General features: G+C 72.8%; 22 protein-coding genes and 1 pseudogene. 8 read left to right on the forward strand and 15 right to left on the reverse strand.

Annotation, left to right across the window (positions count from 1 at the left end; all coding sequences use genetic code 11):
- Window positions 1-86: 86 nt before the first annotated feature.
- The 3 genes from ACWER9_RS28100 to ACWER9_RS28110 are packed head-to-tail and all read right to left on the reverse strand — an operon-like array spanning window position 87 to window position 4269.
- Window positions 87-1838, reverse strand: coding sequence for a PucR family transcriptional regulator (locus tag ACWER9_RS28100; RefSeq protein ID WP_452304669.1), 1752 nt, complete (start codon window positions 1836-1838; stop codon window positions 87-89).
- Window positions 1839-1897: 59 nt separating this feature from the next.
- On the reverse strand, window positions 1898-3349 hold the full coding sequence (gene argG / locus ACWER9_RS28105) for an argininosuccinate synthase (protein ID WP_452304670.1): 1452 nt from the start codon (window positions 3347-3349) through the stop codon (window positions 1898-1900).
- Window positions 3350-3396: 47 nt separating this feature from the next.
- Window positions 3397-4269 carry a TrmH family RNA methyltransferase gene (locus tag ACWER9_RS28110; protein ID WP_452304685.1) on the reverse strand — a complete coding sequence of 291 codons (873 nt, stop codon included), beginning with the start codon at window positions 4267-4269 and terminating at the stop codon, window positions 3397-3399.
- Window positions 4270-4337: 68 nt separating this feature from the next.
- On the opposite strand from ACWER9_RS28110, the gene ACWER9_RS28115 reads away from it, so the two are divergent.
- Window positions 4338-6185, forward strand: a complete 1848-nt coding sequence (locus ACWER9_RS28115) for a thiamine pyrophosphate-requiring protein (protein ID WP_452304671.1) — start codon at window positions 4338-4340, stop codon at window positions 6183-6185.
- Between the two features lie 108 nt (window positions 6186-6293).
- On the opposite strand, the gene ACWER9_RS28120 is transcribed toward ACWER9_RS28115, so the two are convergent.
- From ACWER9_RS28120 to ACWER9_RS28135, 4 genes are all read right to left on the reverse strand, one after another.
- Complete coding sequence (locus tag ACWER9_RS28120; protein WP_452304672.1) at window positions 6294-8492, reverse strand: transglycosylase domain-containing protein; 2199 nt, start codon at window positions 8490-8492, stop codon at window positions 6294-6296.
- Between the two features lie 270 nt (window positions 8493-8762).
- Complete coding sequence (locus ACWER9_RS28125) at window positions 8763-9530, reverse strand: hypothetical protein (protein ID WP_357355363.1); 768 nt, start codon at window positions 9528-9530, stop codon at window positions 8763-8765.
- A gap of 137 nt (window positions 9531-9667) precedes the next feature.
- On the reverse strand, window positions 9668-10774 hold the full coding sequence (locus tag ACWER9_RS28130; protein WP_452304673.1) for an SPFH domain-containing protein: 1107 nt from the start codon (window positions 10772-10774) through the stop codon (window positions 9668-9670).
- Between the two features lie 5 nt (window positions 10775-10779).
- Window positions 10780-11253: an NfeD family protein gene (locus ACWER9_RS28135; RefSeq protein ID WP_452304674.1), complete on the reverse strand. Its 474-nt coding sequence runs from the start codon at window positions 11251-11253 to the stop codon at window positions 10780-10782.
- A 120-nt stretch (window positions 11254-11373) separates the two neighbouring features.
- On the opposite strand from ACWER9_RS28135, the gene ACWER9_RS28140 reads away from it, so the two are divergent.
- On the forward strand, window positions 11374-12687 hold the full coding sequence (locus ACWER9_RS28140) for a serine hydrolase domain-containing protein (protein ID WP_452304675.1): 1314 nt from the start codon (window positions 11374-11376) through the stop codon (window positions 12685-12687).
- 313 nt (window positions 12688-13000) lie between these two features.
- Here the strand turns inward: ACWER9_RS28140 and ACWER9_RS28145 are convergent, their stop codons facing one another.
- Window positions 13001-13813: a DUF3097 domain-containing protein gene (locus ACWER9_RS28145; RefSeq protein ID WP_452304676.1), complete on the reverse strand. Its 813-nt coding sequence runs from the start codon at window positions 13811-13813 to the stop codon at window positions 13001-13003.
- A 364-nt stretch (window positions 13814-14177) separates the two neighbouring features.
- Here ACWER9_RS28145 and ACWER9_RS28150 point away from each other — a divergent pair, with 364 nt between their 5' ends.
- On the forward strand, window positions 14178-14972 hold the full coding sequence (locus ACWER9_RS28150; RefSeq protein ID WP_088991540.1) for a hypothetical protein: 795 nt from the start codon (window positions 14178-14180) through the stop codon (window positions 14970-14972).
- 201 nt (window positions 14973-15173) lie between these two features.
- Here the strand turns inward: ACWER9_RS28150 and ACWER9_RS28155 are convergent, their stop codons facing one another.
- The 4 genes from ACWER9_RS28155 to fabG form a co-directional block, all read right to left on the reverse strand.
- Window positions 15174-15953: an HAD-IIA family hydrolase gene (locus ACWER9_RS28155; RefSeq protein ID WP_088988620.1), complete on the reverse strand. Its 780-nt coding sequence runs from the start codon at window positions 15951-15953 to the stop codon at window positions 15174-15176.
- On the reverse strand, window positions 15946-16998 hold the full coding sequence (locus tag ACWER9_RS28160) for a ferrochelatase (RefSeq protein ID WP_452304677.1): 1053 nt from the start codon (window positions 16996-16998) through the stop codon (window positions 15946-15948). Before ACWER9_RS28160 ends, ACWER9_RS28155 begins: the two co-directional genes overlap by 8 nt.
- Window positions 16999-17097: 99 nt before the next feature.
- A complete protein-coding gene (fabI, locus tag ACWER9_RS28165) occupies window positions 17098-17865 on the reverse strand; it encodes an enoyl-ACP reductase FabI (protein ID WP_452304678.1) in 768 nt (255 codons plus the stop codon).
- A gap of 30 nt (window positions 17866-17895) precedes the next feature.
- Window positions 17896-18600 carry a 3-oxoacyl-ACP reductase FabG gene (fabG, locus tag ACWER9_RS28170; RefSeq protein ID WP_452304679.1) on the reverse strand — a complete coding sequence of 235 codons (705 nt, stop codon included), beginning with the start codon at window positions 18598-18600 and terminating at the stop codon, window positions 17896-17898.
- Window positions 18601-18755: 155 nt separating this feature from the next.
- Between fabG and ACWER9_RS28175 the strand changes: the two genes are divergently transcribed.
- The 5 genes from ACWER9_RS28175 to ACWER9_RS28195 all read left to right on the forward strand — a co-directional run bounded on the left by ACWER9_RS28175 (window position 18756) and on the right by ACWER9_RS28195 (window position 23191).
- Window positions 18756-19991 (forward strand): sensor histidine kinase, encoded by a 1236-nt coding sequence (locus ACWER9_RS28175; RefSeq protein WP_452304680.1) that lies wholly within the window; start codon window positions 18756-18758, stop codon window positions 19989-19991.
- Window positions 19988-20650 (forward strand): response regulator, encoded by a 663-nt coding sequence (locus ACWER9_RS28180; RefSeq protein WP_452304681.1) that lies wholly within the window; start codon window positions 19988-19990, stop codon window positions 20648-20650. The genes ACWER9_RS28175 and ACWER9_RS28180 overlap by 4 nt, the downstream gene beginning before the upstream one ends.
- Before the next feature lie 99 nt (window positions 20651-20749).
- Window positions 20750-21655, forward strand: coding sequence for an alpha/beta hydrolase (locus ACWER9_RS28185; RefSeq protein ID WP_452304682.1), 906 nt, complete (start codon window positions 20750-20752; stop codon window positions 21653-21655).
- A complete protein-coding gene (locus tag ACWER9_RS28190) occupies window positions 21652-22908 on the forward strand; it encodes an acyltransferase family protein (RefSeq protein WP_452304683.1) in 1257 nt (418 codons plus the stop codon). The genes ACWER9_RS28185 and ACWER9_RS28190 overlap by 4 nt, the downstream gene beginning before the upstream one ends.
- Window positions 22909-23035: 127 nt before the next feature.
- Entirely contained in the window at window positions 23036-23191 is a 156-nt protein-coding gene (locus tag ACWER9_RS28195) for a hypothetical protein (protein ID WP_357355384.1), read from the forward strand.
- 19 nt (window positions 23192-23210) lie between these two features.
- Here ACWER9_RS28195 and ACWER9_RS28200 read toward each other — a convergent pair whose 3' ends face one another.
- The 3 genes and pseudogenes from ACWER9_RS28200 to ACWER9_RS28210 all read right to left on the reverse strand — a co-directional run.
- A complete protein-coding gene (locus ACWER9_RS28200) occupies window positions 23211-24161 on the reverse strand; it encodes a VWA domain-containing protein (RefSeq protein ID WP_452304684.1) in 951 nt (316 codons plus the stop codon).
- Window positions 24158-25159: a DUF58 domain-containing protein gene (locus ACWER9_RS28205; protein WP_452304686.1), complete on the reverse strand. Its 1002-nt coding sequence runs from the start codon at window positions 25157-25159 to the stop codon at window positions 24158-24160. The genes ACWER9_RS28200 and ACWER9_RS28205 overlap by 4 nt, the downstream gene beginning before the upstream one ends.
- Window positions 25138-25779: pseudogene (locus tag ACWER9_RS28210) on the reverse strand (AAA family ATPase); the annotation flags it as partial. The pseudogene ACWER9_RS28210 and the gene ACWER9_RS28205, both read right to left, overlap by 22 nt.
- Window positions 25780-25872 lie beyond the last annotated feature (93 nt).

The following is a 25872-nucleotide window of genomic DNA, read 5'->3' on the forward strand; positions in this document are numbered from 1 at the left end:
CCCGCCGGTGCGGTTCACATGATCAAGCTGCTTGGTGAGCAGGTCGAGTTCCATGCGCCGACCGACGAACATCGGCCCTCCCAAAGCTAGATAGCTAGGGCTAGTAGGGCCACGTGTAGGGAGAGGGTGGCTTCTACCGAATCCAGGTCCACGTCGAGGATGCGGGCGATGCGGGCCAGGCGTTCGTAGAAGGCCGGTCGGGACAGGTGGGCGGCGGCCGCGGCGGCGGACTTGTTGCGCCCCTGTTCCAGGTACGCGCGCAGGGTGCCGAGCAGTTGCTCCCGGGGGTGCCGGGCGTCGTACTCCAGTAGGGCCCCGAGTTCGCGTTCGACGAAGGTCTGCAACCGGGGCTCGTCACGCAGCAGGTGCAGCAGGCCGGCCAGCCCCACGTGCGGCAGCCGGAAGATGGGAAGGTCGCGCAGGTCCCGGCGGGCCGCCTCGGCGATCTGCCGCGCCTCGACCAGTGAGCGCCGGGCCTCCCGCAGGTTACCCACACCGGAGCCGGCGGCCACGATCACGGCACCCGGGCCCCGGGCCGCATCGACAGCGCCCGGGCCCCGGGCCGGGTCGACAGCACCCGGGCCGGAGGACGGGTCGGCGCCGGCGGGTACCCGGCCGGTGCCGGCGTCGAGGCGTACCCGACGAAGGGCGCTTGCGAACGCGGACAGCGCGCGGTCCTCGGCGGCCGGGTCCGGCAGGGCCAGCAGCGCGCCCACCGAGTTGTCGTCGACGGCGCTCGTCAACGCGGTGAGCTTCGCCTCCCGCAGGGCCTGGCCGACCGCTTCGGAGAGGTCCCGCAGTCGGGCCTGGCCGGCCTCGGGGCCGGCCTCCCCGGCGGGGTCGTCGGCGCGGTGCCGGACCATCACGCCGACCAGGTGCCGCCGGTCGAGCACCACGCCGAGCGCCTTGGCGCGCAGCCCCACCTCGTCCACCGGGCGGGAGTGGTCGAGCAGCGCGGTGAGCAGGGTGCGGTGGATCTGCCGTTCCAGGCCCTCGGCGTCGCGGCGGATCAGCCGGCCCAGCGCGAGGGTGGACGCGGCCCGCTCGATCAGGATGGTGAGCCGGGTCGGCGAACCGGCGGTCGGTTCGACGGCCTGGGCGCTCGGCACGTCCCCGCTGGCCGGCCAGCGCAGCAGCAGCCGCCCCCAGTCCTGCCCTCGGGCGCCGACGGTGGTCACCAGCCACCCGCTGTCCGCGTCGTACGCGGTCCGCCCGGCCGGGCGGATCCGCCGCGAGTGCTGCTCCCAGCCGTCGAGCAGCAGCTCGGCGCTCTCGCCCGCCGGGTCGTACCCGAGCACCTGCCGGGACAGGTTCTCCAGCACCACCGGGCAACCGGACAGCTCGGCGGCCTGGCGGATCACCTCGGCGGCGTCGGCGCCCTCCACGGACAGGTCGTTGAACCGCTGGTGGATCTCCTCGGTGGCGCGCAGCTCGGTGAGCTGGGCGTCGACGATCAGCGCGTGTACCGCCTCGGTGATCCGGACGAACGGGGTGGCCCGGCGCAACTCCACCAGGGGCAACCCACGCCGCTCGGCGGCGGCGGCCATCACCCGGGGCACCCCGCTGACGTAGCGGCGGCCCAGCTCGACGACGAGCCCGGAGACTCCGACGTCGGCCAGGTCGCCGATGAACGCGCGCAGCCCGGCGTCGTCCCCGGGCAGGCCGATGCCGGTGGTGAGCACCAGTTCACCGCCGCCGAGCAGGGTGGCGATGTCAGGCACCTCCGCGACGTGCACCCAGCGGACGGGCCGGTCCAACCCCTCGTCACCGGCGACCACGCGCGGCGCGCCGTGACGGACCGGGTCCAGGGCGAGGACCTCACGGACGGTAGGGAACACGGCCGCCACGCTACCCTGCGTCACCGCCGAACTCGACGTGCCACCACCTGCGGCAGGGGTCAGTCGACGCCGAACTCCATCGCGGCGCGGTCGAGCGCCGCGTCCTCCGCCGAGGCGACGCCCCGGGAGGCGATGGCTTCCGCGCCACCCTCGGGCATCGCGCCGATCAACCCGGTCGAGGCGGCCTGCGCGGCGCCGATCATCCGCTGCGGGTTCCCGCCGCCGACCAGGCCGAGCGAGGCGTACTGCTCCAGCTTCGACCGGGAGTCGGCGATGTCCAGGTTGCGCATGGTGAGCTGGCCGATCCGGTCCGACGGGCCGAACGCCGAGTCCTCGGTACGCTCCATCGACAGCTTGTCCGGGTGGTAGCTGAACGACGGGCCGGTGGTGTCCAGGATCGAGTAGTCCTCGCCCCGGCGCAGCCGCAGCGTGACCTCGCCGGTGATCGCCGTGCCGACCCAGCGCTGCAACGACTCGCGCAGCATCAGCGCCTGCGGGTCCAGCCAACGGCCCTCGTACATCAGCCGGCCGAGGCGGCGACCCTCGTTGTGGTAGTTCGCGAGAGTGTCCTCGTTGTGGATGGCGTTGACGAGCCGCTCGTACGCGTAGTGCAGCAGCGCCATCCCGGGCGCCTCGTAGATGCCCCGGCTCTTGGCCTCGATGATCCGGTTCTCGATCTGGTCCGACATGCCCAGGCCGTGCCGGCCGCCGATGGCGTTGGCCTCCAGCACCAGATCGACGGCGCTGCCGAACTCCTTGCCGTTGATCGTGACCGGGCGGCCCTGGTCGAAGCCGATGGTGACGTCCTCGGTCGGGATCTCCACCAACGGGTCCCAGAACCGCACGCCCATGATCGGGCTGACCGTCTCGATGCCGGTGTCGAGGTGCTCCAGCGTCTTCGCCTCGTGCGTGGCGCCCCAGATGTTGGCGTCGGTGGAGTATGCCTTCTCGGTGCTGTCCCGGTAGGGCAGGCCGCGCTCCAGCAGCCACTCGGACATCTCCTTACGCCCACCCAGCTCGGTGACGAAGGCGGTGTCGAGCCACGGCTTGTAGATGCGCAGCATCGGGTTGGCCAGCAGGCCGTAGCGGTAGAACCGCTCGATGTCGTTGCCCTTGAAGGTCGAGCCGTCGCCCCAGATCTGGACGTCGTCGGCGACCATCGCCCGCACCAGCAGGGTGCCGGTGACGGCGCGGCCCAGCGGGGTGGTGTTGAAGTAGGCCCGCCCGCCGGTGCGGATGTGGAAGGCACCGCAGGTCAGCGCGGCCAGGCCCTCCTCGACCAGGGCGGCACGGCAGTCGACGAGGCGGCCGAGCTCGGCGCCGTAGCTGAGCGCGCGGCCGGGCACCGAGGCGATGTCGGGCTCGTCGTACTGGCCGATGTCGGCGGTGTAGGCGCAGGGAATCGCGCCCTTGTCGCGCATCCACGCGACCGCGACAGAGGTGTCGAGGCCGCCGGAGAAGGCGATGCCGACGCGTTCGCCGGTGGGCAGGGAGGTGAGAACCTTGGACACGGGAAAAATTATGCAATAGAACGTATGGCCATGCAAGCCGAAGCGGTCTACCCGCCGTCGAACGGCGTGTCGTCGCGGCTCAACTCCCAGAAGGCGACCGCCGCCGCGGCGGCGACGTTCAACGAGTCGACGCCACGCCGCATCGGCAGGACCACCCGCACGTCACTCGCCGCCTGGGCCGCGGCGGTGAGGCCGGGCCCCTCGGCACCGAGCAGCAGCGCCGCCCGCTCGCGCTGCGCCGGGGTCAACAGCTGCATCGGTACGGCGTCCGGCGCGGGCGTCATCGCGAGCACCGTGAAGCCGGCCTCCCGTACCTGGTCCAGGCCGTCGGGCCAGCGGTCGAGCTTGGCGTACGGCAGCGCGAAGACCTCGCCCATGCTGACCCGGACGCTGCGCCGGTACAGCGGGTCGGCGCAGGTCGGCGAGAGCAGCACCGCGTCGACGCCGAGCGCGGCGGCCCCCCGGAAGATCGCCCCCAGGTTGGTGTGGTTGTTCACGTCCTCCAGGACGACGATCCGGCGCGCGGTGGCGAGCACCTCGGCCGCCGTCGGCAGCGGCCGGCGGTGGAACGACGCCAGCACCCCCCGGTGTACGTGGAAGCCGGTGGCCCGTTGCAGCACGTCAGGAGTCGCGGCGTAGACCGGCGCGTCGCCGGTGTCCAGGTCGGCGAGCTGGTCCACGCGCTTGGCGTCGACGAGGTACGACCGGGCCGGATAGCCCGCGCGCAGCGCCCGGCGCAGCACCAGCTCCCCCTCGGCGATGAACAGGCCGTGCGGCGGCTCCCAGCGGGTGCGCAGCTCGACGTCGGTGAGCGCCCGGTAGTCGGCGAGGCGGTCGTCGTCGGGGTCGGTGATCTGGTGGACGGGCACCCGACGATTCTGCCGGACGCGGAGCGGCACGCTTCGACGCCCGCCCGGCAGGGTGTTTTGTCCGAAGAAGAAGGGGAATGACCCGCTGAGCACCGGACTCGACGGGAAGGACCAGCCAGGTGAGCGCAGACCACACGGCGCCGGACGAAGCGGGCACCCTGCCCCGGCGTCCGACCGTCGCGGACCACATCGTGTCGCGACTGTTCAGCTGGGGCGTACGCCGCTACTTCGGCTATCCCGGCGACGGCATCAACGGCCTCACCTCAGCGCTGCAACGCACAAACGAACGGGCCCAGTTCGTCCAGGTCCGCCACGAGGAGACGGCGGGCTTCGCCGCCTCCGCGCACGTCAAGTACGGCGGCGGCCCGCTGGGCTGCGCGCTCGTCACCAGCGGGCCGGGCGCCATCCACCTGCTCAACGGCCTGTACGACGCGAAGCTCGACCACCAACCGGTGATCGCCCTGGTCGGGCACACCGCGACCACCGCCGAGGGCGGCGGCTACTACCAGGAGGTCGACCTGCTCGCCCTCTACAAGGACGTGGCCGCGGCGTTCCTGGCCCAGCTCGACCACCCGGCACAGGTACGCCACCTGGTCGACCGGGCGTGCCGGACGGCGCTGGCCCGGCGTACCGTCACCGCCCTGATCCTGCCCCTCGACCTCCAGGACGAGCCGGCCGTCCCGAACCCGCCGCACGCGCACGGCTACTACCAGACCAGCAACGCGCCGAGCAGCACGCCGACGGTGCCGCCCGAGGCGGACGTACGCCGGGCTGCCGAGGTGCTGCGCGGCGGGCAGCGGGTGGCCATGCTCGTCGGCCAGGGTGCCCTCGGTGCCCGCGACGAGGTCCGCGAGATCGCCGATCGACTCGGGGCCGGCGTGGCCACCGCGCTGCTCGGCTTCACCGCCGTCGACCACCGGGAGCCGTGGGTGACCGGCGCGATCGGGCTGCTCGGCACCCGCCCTAGCTGGCAGCTGATGGACGGCTGCGACCGGCTGCTGATCGTCGGCAGCAACATGCCGTACTCGGAGTTCTACCCGCCACCCGGGCAGGCCCGCGCGGTGCAGATCGACCTGGACGGCACCCAGCTCGGGCTGCGGTACCCGACCGAGGTGAACCTGACCGGCGACGCACGTCCCACGCTGCGGGCGTTGCTGAACGAGCTGGGCCCCGGCCCCGGCCCGACCGCCTGGCGGGCGGAGGTCACCGAGGCCACCTCCGCCTGGCGCCGGGTGCAACGCGACCTGGCCGAGCAGACCGCCGACCCGGTCAACCCGCAGTTGCTCTTCCACACCCTGAACGAGCGGCTCCCCGACGACGTGCTGCTCGCCGTCGACTGCGGCACCACCACCGCCTGGTACGCCCGGCACATCCAGGTACGCCCCAGCATGCTGGCAAGCCTCTCCGGCACGCTGCTGTCCATGGGCGGCGCCATGCCGTACGCGCTGAGCGCCAAGTTCGCCCACCCGGACCGGCCGCTCGTCGCGCTGATCGGCGACGGCGCCATGCAGATGAACGGCGTCAACGAGCTGATCACCGTGGCGAAGTACTGGCGCAGCTGGGCCGACCCGCGCTTCGTGGTGCTGGTGCTCAACAACCGGGACCTGGCGTTCGTCAGCTGGGAACAGCGCTCCACCGAGGGGACGCCGATGTTCCCGGACAGCCAGCAGCTGCCGGACATCGCCTACCATCAGTGGGCTGAGGTGCTCGGGCTGCACGGCGAGCTCGTCGACTCACCGGAGCAGGTGCGGGACGTCTGGGACCGGGCGCTCACCGCCGACCGACCGGTGGTGATCAACGCCCTGGTCGACCCGGCCGAGCTGATGCTGCCACCACACTTCACCGTCGAGCAGGCCCGCAAGACCGCCGCGGCGGTCCTGCGCGGCGACACCGACTGGGCCGGAATCATTCGCCGCGGCCTCCCCGCCACCCTGGCCAGCTACCGCCCCCGCCGCCGCCAGCCCTAACCCCGGCCCGAAGCCGTCGATCAAGGAGTTTTGGTGGCAGACAAAAGCCGCGCACAGCCGCATGACGGGCACCACAAGTCCATGATCGACGGAGCAGGGGCGGTGCACCTAGCCTCGGCGGTTGAGCCAGCGTTCCAGCGGGGACAGGCGGTCGTCGTTCTGGTTCGGCGGGCTCTCCGGGACCTTGGGGCGCTCGACGGGGCGGTGCGGGTCGCCGGCCAGTTCGTGGCTCGGTGCCACGAACTCCTTCTCCGGCTGGCCCTTCACGGCGGTGGCGATGACCCGGGCGACCGCGTCGATCACCTTGCTCTGCACCGCCGACCCCACCGAGTCAGCCGGGTCGTCCGGGTTGGCGGCGCTGCCGGCCACCGCGACCTGCGCGGTGAAGCCGACGAACGTCTCGGTGGAGTTCTGCTCCGAGCTACCCGTCTTACCGGCCACCGGTCGACCGTCGAGGATGTCGTTCACGCCGGTGGCGGTGCCGCCGTTGCACTGCCCGAACGCCGACTGCTGGCCCACCGGGCAGCGCGCCGCGTCGGTCGCGGCACGAGCGACGTCGGCGTCGAGCACCCGCTTGCAGGAGGGCTGCCCGACCGGCACCTTCGTGCCGTCCGCGCCGGTCACCGAGACCACCGGCACCGGCGTGCAGTAGGTGCCCTCGGCGGCCACCGTGGCGTACGCGTTGGCCAGGTCCAGCGGAGTGGTGGCCGCCACCCCGAGGGTGAACGAACCCCAGTTCGCGGCGTTGTTCTTGGCGAAGGCGGCGTCCGAGTCGGCGCGGAACGTGATGCCGAGGCGCTGCGCCATCTCGACGACCTTGTCCTGGCCGACCTGCTCGGCCAGCCAGACGAAGTAGGTGTTCACCGAACGACCGAAGCCGTCCCACATCATCCGGTACCCGTCCATCCACTCCGGGTTGGCGTTCGCCGGACACCAGCGACCGTCGCAGCTGCCCGGCCCCTCGGCCGCGTACCGGGTGGGCAGCTTGGCGGGCGCGTCGAAACCGGTGGAGAGGGTACGGCCCGACTCCAGCGCGGCGAGCATGGTGAACAGCTTGAACGTCGAACCCGCCTGGTACCCGTCGACGCTGGCTCCCCCGGAGATCAACGGGTTCACCGTGTTGGGGTGGTTCGCCTGCCCGCCCGGGTTGTCGGCGAGGCTGTAGTGCCGGTTGACCGCCATCGCCAGCACCCGCCCGGTGCCCGGCTGGACCGCCGCGATCGGCAGGGCGCGCTTGTTGTCGTACCCGTAGACCTTGGTGGCCTGCTGCTGCGCGGTGGCCTGGATCTTCGGGTCCAGCGAGGTGACCACGGTGTAGCCGCCCGAACGCAGGGCCTGCTCCCGCTCCGCGACGGTGGCCCCGAAGGCCGGCTGGGTCAGCCACCACTGACGCAGGTAGTCGCAGAAGAAACCCCAGTCGTCATGGCCCTGGGAGACCGCGGTGCAGCCGTTGGGCTGGGGAGTGGGGTGCAGGGTCAGCGGCTCGGCCTTGGCCTGGGCCGCCTGCGCGGCGGTGATCGCGTTGGTGGCCACCATCGAGTCCAGCACGTACGACCGGCGGGCCACCGCCTCGTCCTTGTCGCCGCTGATCGGGCTGTACGCGTCCGGGGACTGCACCAGACCGGCCAGTAGCGCCGACTCGCCGAGGGTCAGCTGCGCCGGAGGCTTGCCGAAGTACCGCTGGCTCGCCGCCGCGATCCCGTACGCGCCGGAGCCGAAGTAGGCGATGTTCAGGTACCGGTCCAGGATCTCGTCCTTGCCGAGGCTCTTGTCCAGCGCGCTCGCGTACCGGATCTCCTGGATCTTGCGGCCGACGGTCGGGTCGGTCGCCGCGGCGCGCTCCTCGGCGGTGCGGGTGGGGTCGGTCTTGAGCACGTTACGCACGTACTGCATGGTCAGCGTCGAGCCGCCCTGCTCGGTGCCACCGCCCTTGACGTTGGCCACCAGCGCCCGGGCGAGGCCGCGCAGGTCCGCGCCACCGTGGTCGTAGAAGCGCCGGTCCTCGGCCGCCACGATCGCCTGCCGCATCACCGGGGCGATCTCGGACAACGGAACGTCCGTGCGGTTCACGTCGTAGAACGTGGTGATCAGCGTCTTGCCGTCGCTGGCGTAGAGGTACGAGCGCTGCGGCGTGGCCGGGGTCTTCAGCGAGGCCGGCAACGCGGCGTACGACCCGAGCGCGGAGCGGGCGGTGAGCCCGAGCAGCAGGTTGCCCGGCAGTGCGGCGACTGCCAGGACAAGCCCGGCCAACACGCCGGCGAGCAGCACGGTGAACAGCCGCGACAGCGGCGAGCGGGGGGCGGCCATGCAACCCAGGATTGCCACAAAAACCGCCAACCGACCACCCCCACCCAACGATTGTCAGCAACTTCACGGCCACCCCAACCCCCAACCCCCAACCCCAACCCCAACCCCACCCCCTGCGCCCCCACCCCCTGCGCCCCACCCGCCTTCCCCGGTGATCAAGAGGTTTGCGTCAGATGAGGGGCGATTCTTGACGCGAACCTCTTGATCACCGGGGAAGGCGGCGGGAGGGGGCGGGAGGGGCCCGGGTGGGGTGGGGTGGGGTGGGAGCGGTTAGGGGTTTGGGGTGCTTAGGCTGGCGGCGGCGGCGTCTCTGGCAGTTTCGCGGGGCATCAGGCGGCCGGAGCGGTAGCCGATGCCGATGCCGGCGATCAGTACGAAGATCGCGCCGAAGGTCTGCAACGAGCCGATCAGGGCGCCACCGAGGCCGAGCAGCGGAGCGGCGATGATCAGCATGACGCCGTCGCCGAGGCTGAAGGTGCCCGAGCGGGCCACCGCCCACCCGGTGAGGAACCAGCCCACGCTGTAGAACGTCGCGCCGAGCAGGACCAGCGACCGCGCGGTGGTGCCGAAGACCGGCGTCTGCTCCTCGAACCCGGCGAACGGCAGCATCAACACGGTGCCGGCGATGCTGACCAGCAGCCCGGCGGCGGCCACCCGGCGGCTGCGGGTCGCGGCCAGCAGGCCGGTGAGGGCCAGCAGCGCGAGCAGGCCGAGCCAGACCGCGGCCACCCACCCGATCAGGTAGACGGCCCGGCCGTCGGCCGGATAGGGGTCGTTGCCCACCCCTCCGTCGCTGGCCATCGCCACCGCGCCGTAGAGGATGGCGTACGCGGGCAGCAGCCACACCGCCGCCCGCGCGAACCGGCGCACCGACCAGGCCCAACTGGCGTTCGTGGCGGGGGCGCCCGGAGTCGGCTCGCCGACGAAGGGCAGTACGCCGAACCCGCCACCGCTGCGGCGGGAGCCCAGCGGGGCGACCGGGTCGTGCGCGCCGGGCACCGGGGCCGAGGACCACATCCGATTCGCCGGATCCTTCATGCGTCACCTCGCTCGTCCACGAGCGGTGCGGAACGCGCCGGGGCGCCCCGATTGCCTGGTCACCACCCGTCCTAGGACCGATCGTGGCAGGCGTCGGAGCGCCCCATGAGCCTTTCTCGCATTAACGGCGTGCCGGGTCAGCCCCGCTCACGCTGATCCGCCGGGTCCTCGACCAGGCTGGTCGGCGACACCGGCTCGGGCGCGGGCAGCCCCTGCGGCTTGTTGCCGCCGGTGGCCTGCGCCTCGGCGACGCGTACCTCGTCGTGGATCTGCTGGGCGGCGTCCGCGGCCGCCTGCGCCGCCTCCGCGGCCTCGCGCTCGACCTGGCTCGCGTGGTCCGCGGCCTCCGGCGCGGGCAGGTCCCCCACCATCTGGCTCAGCCCGCCAAGCGCGCCACCCATCCCCTCCAGGGCCTTGGTCAACTCGGCCGGAACGATCCAGACCTTGTTGGCGCTGCCCTGGGCGATCTGCGGCAGAGCCTGCAGGTACTGGTAGGCGAGCACCTTCTGGCTCGGGTTGGCCTGGTGGATCGCGTCAAAGACCGTCCGGATCGCCTTCGCCTGACCCTCGGCCTGCAGGATGCGGGCCTGCCGGTCACCGTCGGCCCGCAGCACCGCCGACTGCTTCTCACCCTCTGCGGTGAGGATCTGTGACTGCTTGTGACCCTCGGCGGTCAGGATCGCCGCGCGGCGGTCCCGTTCGGCGCGCATCTGCTTCTCCATCGAGTCGCGGATGCTTGCCGGCGGCTCGATCGCCTTGATCTCGACCCGGGTCACCTTGATGCCCCAGCGGCCGGTGGTCTCGTCAAGCACACCCGACAGGTGCCGGTTGATCTCGTCGCGGCTGGTCAGCGCCCGCTCCAGGTCCAGTGAGCCGATCACGTTACGCAACGTGGTGACGGTCAACTGCTCGATGGCCTGGAGGAAGCTGGAGATCTCGTAGGTCGCGCGGACCGAGTCGACGACCTTGAAGTAGAGAACCGTGTCGATCGAGACCACCAGGTTGTCCGACGTGATCACCGGCTGCGGCGGGAAGCTGACCACCTGCTCCCGCATGTCGACCTTGGTACGGACGGCGTCGATGAACGGCACCAGCAGGTTGAGGCCGGGGCTGAGGGTGCGCTTGTACTTGCCGAGCCGTTCCACCACGTCCTGGCGCTGCTGCGGCACGATCCGTACCGCCTTGGCCAGCGTTATCACGGCGATCAGCGCCACCGCGATCACCACCACCCCGAGAAACGTCATCCCGTTCACCCTCTCGATTCCGGCAGCTCGCCGGCGGAAGAAACATCGTCCTGCCACACCAGGGCGGTCGCGCCCCGGACCTTTATCACCCGAACCCGTTGACCGGGGTCGTAGACCTGTGTCGTGTCGTACGACCGGGCGCTCCACAACTCACCGTCGATCTTGACCAGCCCCTGCTCGGCGTCCACCCGTTCCAGCACCAGCGCCGTGGAGCCCTCGATGGCCTCCACGCCGAACGCCTGCTCGCCGCTCTCCAGCGCGGAGCGGCTGTGCCGCCGGATGACCGGTCGGACCACCACCAGGCTCAACGCCGACACCACCGCGAAGACCAACGCCTGCACGGCGACCGGCGCGCCGAGGGCAGCCGCACCGGCGGCGGCGAACGCACCGGCCCCGAACATGATCAGAAACAGCGTCGTCGTGAAGATCTCGGCGACGGCCAGCAGCACACCCACAACGATCCACACCACGGCGTCCACACCACGATCGTGACACGCACATGCACGCGCGACCTCCCCGCGAAGATCAGTAGGCTCGGCGGGACCCTTTCCGGCCCGCCAAACCACCACGAATCGGCGGCCCGACCCGAGGAGATCCCGTTGACCCTGCTACCCGAGACCGTCCGACAGATCGACACCCGGGTCGCCCAGGCACAGGCCGACGGTCACGTCCCGTCGCTGGTGCTGGGTGTCGTCCGCGACGGCGCGCTGGTGCACGTGGCCACCGCCGGTGAACACCCCCGCCCGGACGTCGACCTGCAGTACCGGCTGGGCTCGATCAGCAAGACGATGACCGCCACCCTGATCCTGCAACTGCGCGACGCCGGCCGGCTGACCCTCGACGACCCGCTGGAGCAGCACCTGCCGGGCACCGGCGTGGGTGCGCTCACCCTGCGCCAACTGCTCGCCCACGCCAGCGGCCTCCAGCGCGAACCCGAGGGCGACTGGTGGGAGCGAGCGGCCGGCGTCGACCTGACCACCCTGCTCGCCGACGTCGACGCCGACAAGATCGCCTATCCGCCGCACCGCACGTACCACTACTCCAATCTGGCGTACGGACTGCTCGGCGGACTGCTCGAACGACTCACCGGGACACCCTGGGCCGACCTCCTCGACGAACGGGTCCTCACCCCGCTGGGCCTGCGCCGCACCACCTACGCGGCCACCGAGCCGTACGCCCGCGGTTACGTCGTCCACCCCTGGTACGACACCCTCCGCGAGGAACCCCGCACCGACACCGGCGCCATGGCCCCCGCCGGGCAACTCTGGTCGACGATCGAGGACCTGAGCCACTGGGCCGCGTTCCTTGCCGACCCCGACCCCTCGGTGCTGGCCCCCGAGACCCTGACCGAGATGTGCTCACCCGTCGTCATCAGCGACCACGAGGCCTGGACCCACGGGCACGGTCTCGGGCTGGAACTCTTCCGGGACGGCAACCGGGTGTACGTCGGACACGGCGGCTCGATGCCCGGCTACGGCGCCTCGCTGGCCGTACACCGACCCAGCCGCACCGCAGTGGTCGGCCTGGTCAACGCGTACACCCTGCGAGGGGTGTACCTCGGCGCCCTCGGGCGGCAACTGCTCACCATGGTGCTCGACGCCGAACCCACGCCGGTCACCCCCTGGCGGCCGGCGGCCGCCCCGCCGTCCGCCGAACTCGCCGAGCTGACCGGCCGCTGGTGGTGGATGGGCACGACAATCGAGGTGTACGCGGACACCGACGGCAACCTGCTCGCCGGCCCGGTCGGCGCACCCAACCTCCGATTCGTCCCCGAAGGTCCGGACCGCTGGCGAGGTCGGGCCGGTGGGCAGGACGGCGAGATCCTCACGGTCCGCCGCGACGAGCAGGGCGCAGCGGTGGCGCTGGACATCGCCACCTTCGTCTACAGCCGCACCCCCGACCAGGAGCCCTGACGGCCACCCGCCCTGCCCCGCCCTGCCCCGCCCTGCCTCGCCCTGCCCTGCCCGCACGATCCCGCGCCACGCCCCGCCCTGCTACACCCACCCCGCACTGCCGCACCCCGCACTGTCGCACCCACAAGATCCGCGCAACATCGGGGATGTTGCTGCCTCCCGCCGCCGCGAGGCAGCAACAGCGGGGAAACTGCGCGGATCTTGGGCGAGGGCGGGGCGGTGGCCGGGTGACGGGCGGGGCGGGCAGCGGGCAGGGCGGGCGGGCGGCGGGGCGGCGGGGCGGGGCGGGCGGCGCGGCGGCGGCGGCGGCGGGTCAGGCTGGCTCGGTGACGAAGTCGATGAGACGTTCCATGGCGTTGATCAGTGGGGTCTCCACGTCGGCGAAGCTGTTCACCCGGGACAGGATGTGTCGCCACATGTCGGCCGGCTCGGCCACTCCGAGGGCCGCGCAGACCCCTTCCTTCCAGGGTCGCCCCGGCGGCACCACCGGCCACGCCGTGATACCCAGCGCAGTCGGCTTGACCGCCTGCCACACGTCCACGTAAGGATGGCCGGTCACCAGCACGTACGGCGACGTCACCCGGGCCACGATGCGGCTCTCCTTGCTGCCCGGCACCAGGTGGTCGACGAGGACGCCGAGTCGTCGGGTCGGGGCGGGGCCGAAGTCGCGTACGTCGGCGTCGAGGTCGTCGATGCCGTCCAACGGCTCCACGACGACGCCCTCGATGCGCAGGTCGTCACCCCAGATCCGCTCGACCAGCGCGGCGTCGTGGATGCCCTCCACCCAGATCCGACTCGCCTTGGCGACCTGCGCCCGGACGTTGTCCACGGCCACCGAGCCGGATGCCGTCCGTCGACGGGCCGCCGGCACCGGCGCGCGGGTCGGCCGGCGCAGGGTGACCGGGCTACCGTCGAGCAGGAACGCCGCCGGCAGCAACGGGAAGTTGCGCCGTTTGCCGTGCCGGTCCTCCAGCACCACCGCGCCGGCCTCGAAGCCGACCACCGCGCCGCAGAACCCCGAGTCGGCGTCCTCCACCACGAGGTCCGGTTCGGCGTCCACCTCGGGGGTGACCTTCCGCCGTCGCCAGTCCCCCGCCAACACGTCCTCGCCGTATCGCCCCGCCATGTCGATCACGCTAACTCCCCGACTCCCACCCCACCTCCCGACACACCGCCCCCAGCCTCCCCACCAAACCCGGCCCCGGTGCCGCCCACACAGTCCCGACCTGCCCCCGCCCTGACCTGCCCCCGCCCTGGCCTGCCCTCGCCTCGTCGATCATGGAGTTGTGGTGCCCTACAAACCGTCGCAATTACCGAGTTTCGCCCACCACAACTCCATGATCGACGCCAACGGGGGGCGAACGACGGTGCGGGCGGGGTGCGGGGCGGGGCGGGGAAAGGGAATGGGGTGAAGAGAGCAGTTCGGGGCAGGGCGGGCGGCCGGAGCGGCAGTCGAGACACGGCCGGTGGTGACCACGTACCCTTTCGGCATGTCCACCCCCGCAACGGGCGCGGCCACACTCGCGCCGCGCCGGTCGAGCCGGTTCGTTGCCTGGGTGCGCGCGTGGCGTGCCGGGTTGGTGCCGTACGACGAAGTCGCCGACGCCATCGCCGGCGACGAGGAGCACCTCGTCGCGGACGCCCCCGGCACCTGGACCGACGTCCCGCTGGGCGCCGCGCTGCCCACCCTGGCCAAGCTCTCCCCGGACGAGATCCGCCTGGTGCTGCCCGCGCCCGGCGACCCTCGGGGTCTGCCCGGCCCCGGCGACTTCGCCGGTGCGGCGCTTGTCGCGGGCGAGGCGGTGGTGGCCGGTGGGCTCGGGTTGATCCCGGAGGTACGCTCGCACACCTCCGGCTCGGGGGACTGTTTCGAGACGGTGTTGTGGCGGGTGTACCCGCTGCCCGCCAACGCCCCCGCCGCCTCCCTCTCGTTGCCCGGCGCCGCCGAAGCGGAGGCCGAACTGGCCGCTGCGCTCGCCGAGACGACCGCCGCTCTGACCCGCCTCGACGTGGCCCAGTGGCGGCCCGAGCTGGCCGGCGCACTTGCCGCGCTGCGCCGCCCCGACGGCGCCACCGACCTGCCACCGGGCTTCGACCCGCGGGCCCGTCGGCTCTTCGCCCGAGCCGCGGTGCTCGACCGGGTGCTCGCGCTGGCCGGGCACGCCGCCCCCGGGGGCGCGATCAACAACTACGAGGCCCAGCAGCGCGACGCCGCGCTTCGTCCGCTCACCGCGGCGTGCCGGCAGGCTCTGGTGGCCGCCTGCAACGCCCCACTGCGCCCCTGACCCGGCCCCTCCACGAGCACGAGCCCGAGCACGAGCCCACACCGGCCGCCACGTCGATCTTGCAGTTTCGGTTGTCGATATGAGAATCAATGCCCTTTGTGTCGCGACAGAAAGTGCAAGATCGCGGGGCGGGGCGGGGCGGGGCGGGGCAGGGCGGGGCAGGGCGGGCGAGGTAGGGCGGGGTGGGGCCGTGCGAACTGGTCAGATCTCGTCGAGCAGGTCCGCTACCGAGTTGACGATCCGGGACGGGCGGTACGGGTAGCGTTCCGCCTCGGTGCGGCTGCTGATGCCGGTGAGCACCAGGATCGTCTCCAGCCCGGCCTCCAGGCCGCAGAGGATGTCGGTGTCCATCCGGTCGCCGATCATCGCGGTGCTCTCCGAGTGCGCGTTGATGGTGTTGAGCGCCGAGCGCATCATCATCGGGTTGGGCTTGCCGACGAAGTACGGCTCGACCCCGGTCGCCTTGGAGATCATGGCGGCGACCGAGCCGGCGGCGGGTAGCGCGCCCTCCACGGACGGGCCGGTCACGTCGGGGTTGGTGCAGATGAACCGGGCGCCGTCGTTGATCAGCCGGACGGCCTTGGTGATCGCCTCGAAGCTGTAGGTGCGGGTTTCGCCGAGCACCACGTAGTCGGGGGCGAAGTCGGTCAGCACGTAGCCGACCGCGTGCAGGGCCGTGGTCAGCCCGGCCTCACCGATGACGTACGCGGTGCCGCCCGGCCGTTGGTCGGCGAGGAACTGGCCGGTGGCCAGGGCCGAGGACCAGATCGACTCCTCCGGCACGTCCAGCCCCATCCGGCTGAGCCGGGCCGTCAGGTCCCGAGGGGTGTAGATCGAGTTGTTGGTCAGCACCAGGAACGGTTTGCCGGAGGCGCGCATCCGGTTGATGAACTCGGGCGCTCCGGGCACCGGTTGGCCCTCGTGCACGAGCACGCCGTCCATGTCGGTCAGCCAACTCTGCACGGGCTTACGGTCATGCATCGGTTCCCCCAGCAGTCGTCGGGCGTCGGGTCGGCACGCAACAGACGGTGGGACAGGTGTCCCACATGGGCAGCTCTCCCAGGCGGCGGCGCCGCTGCGCGCCGTCCGGGTCGGTCCGCTCGGTGACCAGCTCACGCACCATACTCACGAAGCGCGGGTCGGTGCCCGGCGTGCCGGCCCGGACGAAGTCCAGGCCGAGCTGCTTCGCCGTCTCCAGCGCTTCGGTGTCCAGGTCCCACACGACCTCCAGGTGGTCGGAGACGAACCCGATCGGGCTGACCACCACTGCGGTGGTGCCGCGCTGGGCGAGGGCGGCCAGGTGGTCGTTGATGTCCGGTTCCAGCCACGGCACCTGCGGGGGGCCGGAGCGGCTCTGCCAGACCAGGTCGTACCCCAGGTCGGGTGCGGCGGCCGCGGCGACGAGCCGGGCGGTCTCGTGCAGCTGCGCCTCGTACCGGCCGCCGTGCGGGCCGGCGTTCGCCGCCATCGAGCTGGGGATGGAGTGGGCGGTGAAGACAAGCCTCGTGGTGTCCCGCAACGCCGGGTCGAGCTGGCCCAGGGCCACCCGGACCGCGTCGACGTGCGGCTCGACGAAGCCGGGTTGGTCCCAGAACTGACGCAGCTTCTCGATGACCGGGGCGTCCGGGCCGACGGCGGCCCGCGCGGCGGCGATGTCCTCCTGGTACTGCCGGCAGGACGAGTAGCCGCCGTACGCGCTGGTGACGAAGGCCAGCGCCCGGGTAACCCCGTCGTCGCGCATCTGCGTCACGGTGTCGGCGAGCATCGGGTCCCAGTTGCGGTTGCCCCAGTAGATCGGCAGGTCGACACCGTGCGCGGCGAAGTCGGCGCGGACCGCGGCCAGCAGGTCCCGGCACTGCTGGTTGATCGGCGACACCCCACCGAAGTGCTGGTAGTGCTCGGCGACCTCGGCCAGCCGTTCGGGCGGCACACCCCGGCCCCGGGTCACGTTCTGCAGGAACGGCATCACGTCCTCGGGCCGTTCGGGCCCACCGAAGGACACCAGCACCACCGCGTCGTACGACATGGGGTCATTCTTGCCCCTCGGCCGGGACGTCCCGGCGACGCCCCCTGGTCCGGACGTGTGGGTCACGCGGACGGTGGCCAGGGAGCGCCGCGGGGAGCGTCAGGAACCGATGGCGTGGTAGCCGCCGTCGACGTGGACGATCTCGCCGGTGGTGGCCGGGAACCAGTCGGAGAGCAGTGCCAGGCAGGCCTTCGCGGCGGGCTCCTGGTCGTTGAGGTCCCAGCCCAGCGGGGCCCGCTCGACCCAGGCTCCCTCGAACTGGTCGAAGCCGGGGATCGACTTCGCGGCGATGGTGCGCAGCGGCCCGGCGGCCACCAGGTTGCTGCGGATGCCCTGCTTGCCCAGGTGCAGCGCCAGGTAGCGGGACGCGGACTCCAGGCCGGCCTTGGCCACACCCATCCAGTCGTAGACCGGCCACGCCTTCGTCGCGTCGAAGGTCAGGCCGACCACCGCGCCGCCGGGCGACATCAGCGGCAGCGCCGCCATCGCGAGGGACTTGTACGAGAAGGTGGAGACGTGCAGGGCGGTCGCCACGTCCTCCCAGGGCGCGTCGAGGAAGCCGCCGCCGAGGCAGCTCTGCGGGGCGAAGCCGATGGAGTGCACGACGCCGTCGAGGCCGTCGACGTGTTCGCGGACCCGGTCGGCGAGGCTGGCCAGGTGCTCGGTGTTGGTGACGTCCACCTCGATGACCGGCGCGGGCTCGGGCAGCCGCTTGGCGATCCGCTCGACCAGGGACATCCGGCCGAAGCCGGTGAGGACGACCTGCGCGCCGTTCTCCTGGGCGAGCTTCGCCACCGAGAAGGCGATCGAGGCGTCGGTGATGACTCCGGTGACGAGCAGTCGCTTACCGGCGAGCAGTCCGGACATCCGTGGGTTCCTCCGTACGTAGGTGGGGGGTCAGTGGCCCATGCCGAGGCCGCCGTCGACCGGGATGACGGCGCCGGAGACGTAGCCGGCGCTGTCCGAGGCCAGCCAGGTGACCACGTCGGCGACCTCGTCCGGGCTGGCCATCCGGCCGGCCGGAATGGACTTGAGGAGCTCCGCCTTGCGGTCGTCGGTGAGGCCGGCGGTCATGTCGGTGTCGACGAAGCCGGGCGCCACCACGTTCGCGGTGATGTTGCGGCTGCCCATCTCCCGGGTGATCGAGCGGGCGACGCCGACGAGGCCGGCCTTGCTTGCGGCGTAGTTGACCTGCCCCGCGCCGCCGGCGAGCCCGACCACCGAGGAGATGAAGATCATGCGACCCCACTTGGCGCGGAGCATCTTGCCGGAGGCCCGCTTCGCGACCCGGAACGCGCCGGTGAGGTTGGTGTCCACCACGTCGGTGAACTGCTCCTCGGTCATCCGCAGCAGCAGCGTGTCGGCGGTCATGCCGGCGTTTGCGACAAGCACCTCGACCGGCCCCAACTCGGCCTCGACGGCGGTGAACGCGGCGTCGATCGAGGCGGCGTCGGTGACGTCGGCGCGGACGCCGAACAGCCCTTCCGGCGGCTCGCCGCTGCGGTGGGTGACCGCCACCCGGTCGCCCTGCTTGGCGAAAGCCTGCGCGATGGCCAGGCCGATCCCCCGGTTGCCCCCGGTCACCAGCACGGTGCGAGCCACTGTTCCCCCTTGCGAATGGTCAGCACGGACGCGCGAAAGCCTAGGCGTTACCGGCAGGTAAGCGCTAACGGGAGACGCGTCACACCGTGGTACGACACCGGGATCAACCCCTGGTGGCACGCCTCGTGACGGGGTCGGCCCGTAGCCTCCGGGTGGTGAACCGGCATCCGATCGCGGTGGCCCTACGGGCCCTGCGGCAGACCCTGCTGGGCCCGGACGCGAGGCCCGAACGGCCGCTGCTGGCCCGGTGGCCCCGGGTGGCCCCGTACGCCGCCCCGGTCGGTCTGCTCGCCGTCCTCGGCCTCTTCCTGATCACGCTGAGCGTGGAGAGCGAGTGGGGCCTGAGGCTGCCGGTCGCGGTGCTGTTCGCGGCGATGACCGTGGCGCCGCTGCTGGCGCTGCCCCGGCGTCCGCTGCTGGCCTGGCGGCTGACGGTACTGGCCCTGCTGACCTGCACGTTCAACGCACCCGCCGACAGGTCCTGGCCATGGACCCCGCCGCTGGCCCTCGGGTCGGTCGCGGTGGTCGCGGTGGTCCTCGCGCGGGTCGACCGTCCGGTGCTGGCCTGGGTGGTGACGATCAGCACGGTGCCGGTGTTCGCCCTGGTGCACCCCAACAACCGGGTCCCGGTCCTGCTCCTGCTCGGCGCGCTGGCGATCGCCGGCGACCTGATCCGACGCAACCGGCTGTCCCGGCACGCGCTTGCCGCGCAGACCGAGCTGAGCGAACGTGAGCAGGAACGCCGCGCGGTGCTTGAGGAACGCACCCGGATCGCCCGGGAACTGCACGACGTGGTGGCCCACCACATGTCGCTCATCGCGGTGCAAGCGGAGACCGCCCCGTACCGGCTGACGGACGTGCCGGCCCCGGCAGCCGCGGAGTTCGTCGCCATCGCCGCGTCGGCCCGCGACGCGCTGACCGACATGCGTCGGCTGCTGGGGGTGCTGCGCAGCGAGACGAGCGACCCGCAGACCGCCCCGCAACCGAACCTGACCGACCTGGCCGCGATGGTGGACGCGGCCCGCCGCGCCGGGCTGCCGGTGACCCTGGCCGCCGAGCCGGCGCACGACGACCGGGTGCCCGCGCCGGTGGGGCTGGCCGCGTACCGCATCGTGCAGGAGGGCCTGGCCAACGCGGCCCGCCACGCGGCCGGCGCCGCGGTGCGGGTCACCGTCCGCGTCGGTCCGTCCGGCCTGGGGGTACGCGTACAGAACGCGCCACCCGCCGAGGCGGGCTCCCGGCCGGGCGAGGCGAACTCCGGGCACGGGCTGACCGGCATGCGGGAGCGGGCCACCTCGCTTGGCGGTACGTTCACCGCCGGGCCGCTGCCCGACGGGGGTTACGCGGTGGCGGCCGAGTTGCCGTACGACGCGCAGGACGGGGACCGATGATCCGGGTGCTGATCGCCGACGACCAGGCGATGGTCCGGCAGGGGTTCGGCGCGCTGCTCGCCGCCCAACCGGACCTGCTGGTGGTGGGGGACGCCGCCGACGGGGAGCAGGCGGTGTCCGCCGCCCGCCACCTCGACCCGGACGTGGTGCTGATGGATGTGCGGATGCCGGTGATGGACGGGCTGGAGGCCACCCGCAGGCTGCTCGGTGACCGGTCGGCGCAGCGACCCCGGGTGCTCATCCTCACCACCTTCGACCTGGACGACTACGTGTACGAGGCGCTGCGCGCCGGGGCCAGCGGGTTCCTGCTCAAGGACGCCCCGGCGGCCGACCTGGTGCAGGCGGTGCGGGTGGTGGCGGCCGGGGACGCGCTGCTCGCCCCGGCGGTCACCCGCCGGTTGATCGCCGAGTTCGCGGCCCGGCCGGACCGCCGCCGCCCGCGCCCCACCGACCTGGCCGGGCTCACCCCCCGCGAGACCGAGGTGCTGCGGCTGATCGCCCGGGGCCGCAACAACGCGGAGATCGCGGGTGACCTGGTGGTGGCCGAGCAGACCGTGAAGACGCACGTCGGGCGGATCCTGGCCAAGCTGGGCCTGCGCGACCGGGCCCAGGCCGTGGTGCTGGCGTACGAGACGGGTCTGGTGGCCGCCGGCGAGTAGCCCCGCAGAGCCAGCCACCGAACGGCTCTGCGGGATGACGACCCGGCCCCACCCCCGGGCGCACCCTCCCTCCGGACGACTTTCCGGAGGGAGAACGTGATGCGACGACGAGGTGCCAGCCGGGTGGCGATGGCCGTACTGCTCGGCGTGAACCTGGTCCTGCCCACCCGACCCGAGCCAGCCACGGCGGCGGGGTTCGTCGAGGCGTACCCGGTGGTGGCGGCGGCGATGCGCGCGGCCGGCCCCCCGTACGCGGACTGGGCGGCCCACGGACGCCGGTTCCTGCTCTTCGACGAGCGCGGTGACGGCCGCGCGGTCGAGGTGCTTGGTGACCTCGCCGACGCGGACCGGATCGCGGTGCTGGTGCCGGGGGTCGGCAGCACGCTCGCCGACTTCGACCGGGGGTTGGGCGGGGTGGCCCGGCGGGCGCCGGCGGTGCAGGCCGGGCAGCTCTACCGGGAGCTGCGGGCGACCGACCCGAGGGCGCGGGTCGCGGTGCTGGCCTGGCTCGGCTACGACCCGCCCGACGGGGTGTTGACCGCCGCCGGTGCCGTCAGCGCCCGGCGCGGCGTGGCGGGGCTCGCCCCGCTGCTGCGGGAGCTGGCCGGGCGGCGTCCGGCGGCGACGATCACGCTGGTCGGGCACAGCTACGGCGCTCTCGTGGTGTCGCTCGCGGCGGCGGACGCCCCGGCCCAGGTCACCGACGTGGTCAGCCTGGGCGGCGTCGGCGCCGGGGTGCAGCGCGCCGACGACCTGCCCGGTGGGCGGCGGTTCTGGGCGGCCGAGGCGCCGACCGACTGGATCCGCCGGGTGCCGCAGGTGCGGCTGCCCGGCCTGGGCTTCGGCCGGCGACCCGGCGACCCGGCGTTCGGCGCCCGACCCCTGCCGGTGGGTGGGGTGGCGGGCCACGACGGCTACCTCGCGCCGGGCAGCGCCGCGCTGGTCGCGGTGGCGACGGTCGTGCTCGGCGACGTCGACGCCGACCGGATCGGGGACGCCAGGTGAGCCGGGACCGTGCCGTCGACGCGCTGCGGGCGTACGCCATCGGTGGGGTGGTGCTGGGGCACTGGCTGGTCACCGGGCTGGTGTCGACCGGCGACGGTGGGCTGCACCAGGCCAGCCCGCTGACCGCCCTGCCCGACCTGGCCCCGGCGACCTGGGTGTTGCAGACGCTCGGCCTGTTCTTCTTCACCGCCGGGTTCGGCTCGACCCGGTCGCTGGCCCGCCACCCGGGCGGGGCTGGCGGGTGGCTTGCCGGTCGGCTGCGTCGGCTGCTGCTGCCCGCGGTGGCGCTGCTCGGGGTGGGGGCGGCCGTGCTACTCGCCGCCACCGTCGTCGCCACCTCGGACGACACGCTCGCCGTCGCGCTGCGGCTCGCGGTCAGCCCGCTGTGGTTCCTGCTGCCGCTGGTGGCCCTGGTCGCGGTGACCGGCCCGCTGCGCGCCGCCGTACGCCGGTGGGGGGTGGCGCGGTGCGTCGCACCTGCGGTGGTCGTGGTCGCCGCCGCCGACCTGGCCGTCCGCCTGCTGCCGGCCGACACCGACCTGCCCCCGGTCACCGTGCTCGCGGCCTGGTCGGTGCCGTACCTGCTGGGTGTGGCGCACGCCGACGGGCGGCTGGACGGCCGGCGGGTGGGCGGCGCGTTGGCGGCCGGTGCGGCGGTCGCGCTTGCGGCGCTGCTGGCGCTGGGCTACCCGGTGAGCGCGGTCGGCGTACCCGGGGCCGGGGTGTCCAACCTGAACCCGCCGTCGCTGCTGGTCGTGGCGCTGGCGGTCGCCCAGGTCGGGCTGGGGCTGCTGGCGCTACCGGCACTGCGACGGCTGCTGACCCGCCCGCTGCCGGGCCGGGCGGTGACCGAGGTGAACAGGTACGCCGTCCGGGTCTACCTGTGGCACCAGCCGGTCCTGGTGGCGGTGACCGCGCTCACCGCCCGCAGCGGGCTGACCCTGCCCGGTCTGCACACCGTCCCGGACGACCCGGGCTGGGTGTTGGCCCGCTGCTGCTGGCTGCCGTTGTTCGCGGCGGTGCTGGTCACGGTCGTGCGGGTGGGGCAGCCGAGTCGAGGCGTACGGGCGGGTGCCGCACGGCGTCGGCAACCGGGCGGTGGAGGGGTCTCGGGCCGGTCGGCCGAGTGCGTTCCGGCGGTACCGCAGGTGTACGATCATCGACGTTCCGGCCGGCCCGACTTGCAGGAGGTGATCGCTGTGCGAGATAGCGATCCTCCCAGTCGTGGCCGGGCCGATGGTCAGACCCGCTGAGCCACGACTCAGTCTGGTGAGCTGACCCCGCTCCGCTCCCCCCGCCACCTCGGCACCCGTCGAGGTGAGTGTGCCGCGCCGCCCGCGTTCCGGGCGGTCGCCGGGAGCCTCCCGGTCACGACTTCGTGTGCGCGTCCCCACCCCCTGCGGTCCGCCCCCAGCACGCGGACCGTCCAGCCGCCACCCGGAGCCGTCCATGAGCCGCTACGTCGCCCCGCTGGGCTTCACCCTCGCCGCCGTCTGGGTGGCCATCGTCTTCGTCCTCGCCGGCGGCGGTCACTGACCGCCGCCGGCGCACCGCCTCACAGCATCCGGGACGACCAGAGCAGACTGAACGCCCCGGCGCAGAGCGCCAGCAGCAACGCCACCCCGGCGTACCACTGGGTCACCTCCCGCGGCTCGGTACGGAACCCGATCGAGCTGCCCATGTCCTGGTAGACCTGCTTCAACTCGCTCACCGAGGCCGCCTCGTAGAAGTAACCCTCGGTGGTCTCGGCTAGCTCGGCGAGCGCCAACCGGTCCACCGGCACCCGCTGCAACTGCCCGCCGATGTCGACCTGACCGGTGTCGGTGCCGAAGGCGATCGTGGACACCGGAACGTTCGCCGCCTGGGCGGCCGCCGCCGCCTCCTCCACCGCCCGACCCGACGTCCGGAAACCGTCCGAGAGCAGCACGATCCGAGCCGGCGGAATACCCGCCGCCCCGTCGGCCGGCACCGACCGGATCGCCTCCAGGCAGGTGAACACCGCCTCACCGGTGGCGGTCGCCTCCGCCAGCACCAACCCGTCGATGGCGCTTGTCACCGCGTCCCGGTCCTTGCCCGGCGGCACCAGCACGTTTGCCGCCTTGGCAAACGACACCAGGCCCAGGTTGTAGCTTTCCGGCAGCTCGGCGACGAACTGCTTGGCCGCCTCCTGAGCCGCCTCCAGCCGGTTCGGTGCCACGTCGTCGGCCTGCATCGACAACGACACGTCGATGGCGAGCATCACGGTGGCCCGCTCCAGCGGCTCCTTCGTGTCCACCGCGGGCCGGGCCAACGCGGTGGCGAGCACCAGCAGGCACAGCAGAAACGCGGTCGCCGGCACGTGCCGCCGCCAGCCCAGGCCCTTCGGCGCGACCGTACGCAGCAGGTCCACATTGGTGAACCGCATCGCGTACGCCCGGCGGTGCAACTGCCGCCAGACGTAGAACGCGGCGAGAGCGAGGACCGGCAGCACGGCCAGCAGCCACCACGGTTGCAGAAAACGGATCATCGTGTCGTCCCCCGGGTACGCGCGTGCCGCTGCGCGGCCACGAATCGCACCATGTCCAGCAGCCAGTCTCGGTCGGTACGCAGACGCAGGTGGGCCGCGCCGGCGCCGCGCAGGGCGGCGGCGATCGTGGCCCGTTGGGCGGTGGCGGCCTCGGCGTAGCGCTGCCGCAGCCGCGGGTCGGCGGTCTGCACCTCGTGCAGCTCACCGCTCTCCGGGTCGACCACCGGCAGCACGCCCACATCGGGTAGCTCCAGTTCACGCGGGTCGACCACCTCGATCGCCAGCACGTCATGGCGGACGCGCAGTTTGCGCATCGGCCGGGCCCACTGCTCCGGCGGGGCGAGGAAGTCCGAGACCACCACGACCACCCCGCGACGGCGGGGCGGACGGTTGAGCATCTCGATCAGGGCCCCCAGGTCACCACGGCCGGGCTGGATGGAGGTGCCGGCGACTGCACGCAGCAGGCCCTGCGCCTCCTTGCGACCGGAGCGGGCCGGCAGCCGGGTGAGCACCCCGGGCCCGACCGGCGGTGGCCCGCCCCGCCACCGTCGGGCCGGCGCGGACACCCCGCCGCCGGTGCCGATCACGGCGCCGATCCGGTTACCCCCGCGCACGGTCAGGTGGGTGATGGCGGCCGCGGCGGCGACCACGACCTCCCGTTTGAGCCACTGCCCCGTACCGAAGTCCAGGCTCGCGGAGAGGTCGAGCGCGAGCCAGGTCTCCAACTCCCGGTCGGCCACCGTACGCCGCACGTGGGGCGTGGTGGTCCGGGCGGTGACCGGCCAGTCCATCCGGCGTACGTCGTCGCCGGGGCGGTACTCCCGGGACTCCCCCGCCTCACTGCCCGGCCCGGGTAGCAGGCCGGCGTAGTCGCCCTGGAGCAGACCGTCGAGCTTGCGGGTGACAAGTAGTTGGAGCCGGGACAGCACGGCCTCGCTCCGGTCGGCGAGGGGGGCGGGACGAGGGGTGGGTGAGGTCACGGCCGCTGCCCGGGCCAGCCTGCGCCCGGCGGCGGCGCGGTCGGTGGCGGGGTGGCCTGCTGGCGGGGAGCGACCGCCGGGAGCGGGATCGTCGACATCACCCGCTGCACGATGTGGTCGGCGGGCACGTCGTCGGCGAGCGCGTCGTAGCTGAGCACCAACCGGTGCCGCAGAATGTCCGGTGCGATGTCCTGCACGTCCTGCGGCAGCGCGTAGTCACGCCCGCGCAGCAGCGCCAGGGCACGGGTCGCCCGGACCAGCCCCAGCGAGGCGCGCGGACTGGCCCCGTACTGGATCAGCTGCGCCACGTCGGGCATGCCGTGCTCGGCCGGGGCGCGGGTGGCCAGCACCAACCGGACCGCGTAGTCGACCAGGGCGTTGTGGACGAAGACCTGGTCCGCCTTGCGTTGCAGGGCGATCAGCTCCGGCGTGTCGAACACCGCGGTCGGCTCGGGCGCGGCCACACCCATCCGGTAGACGATCTCCCGTTCCTCCGCGTCGGTCGGGTAGCCCACCACGATCTTCATGAGGAAGCGGTCCCGTTGTGCCTCCGGCAGCGGGTAGACGCCCTCCTGCTCGATCGGGTTCTGGGTCGCCATCACCAGGAACGGGTCGGGCACCCGGTGGCTCTCCCCGCCGAACAACTGACCGGTGCCGTCATATCGGGGTGTTGACGGCGGACATCATCGGCCGATTTCGCAGCGTCGATTTCCTGCGGCCGAGACATGAAG

Source organism: Micromonospora sp. NPDC003944 (assembly GCF_053605225.1).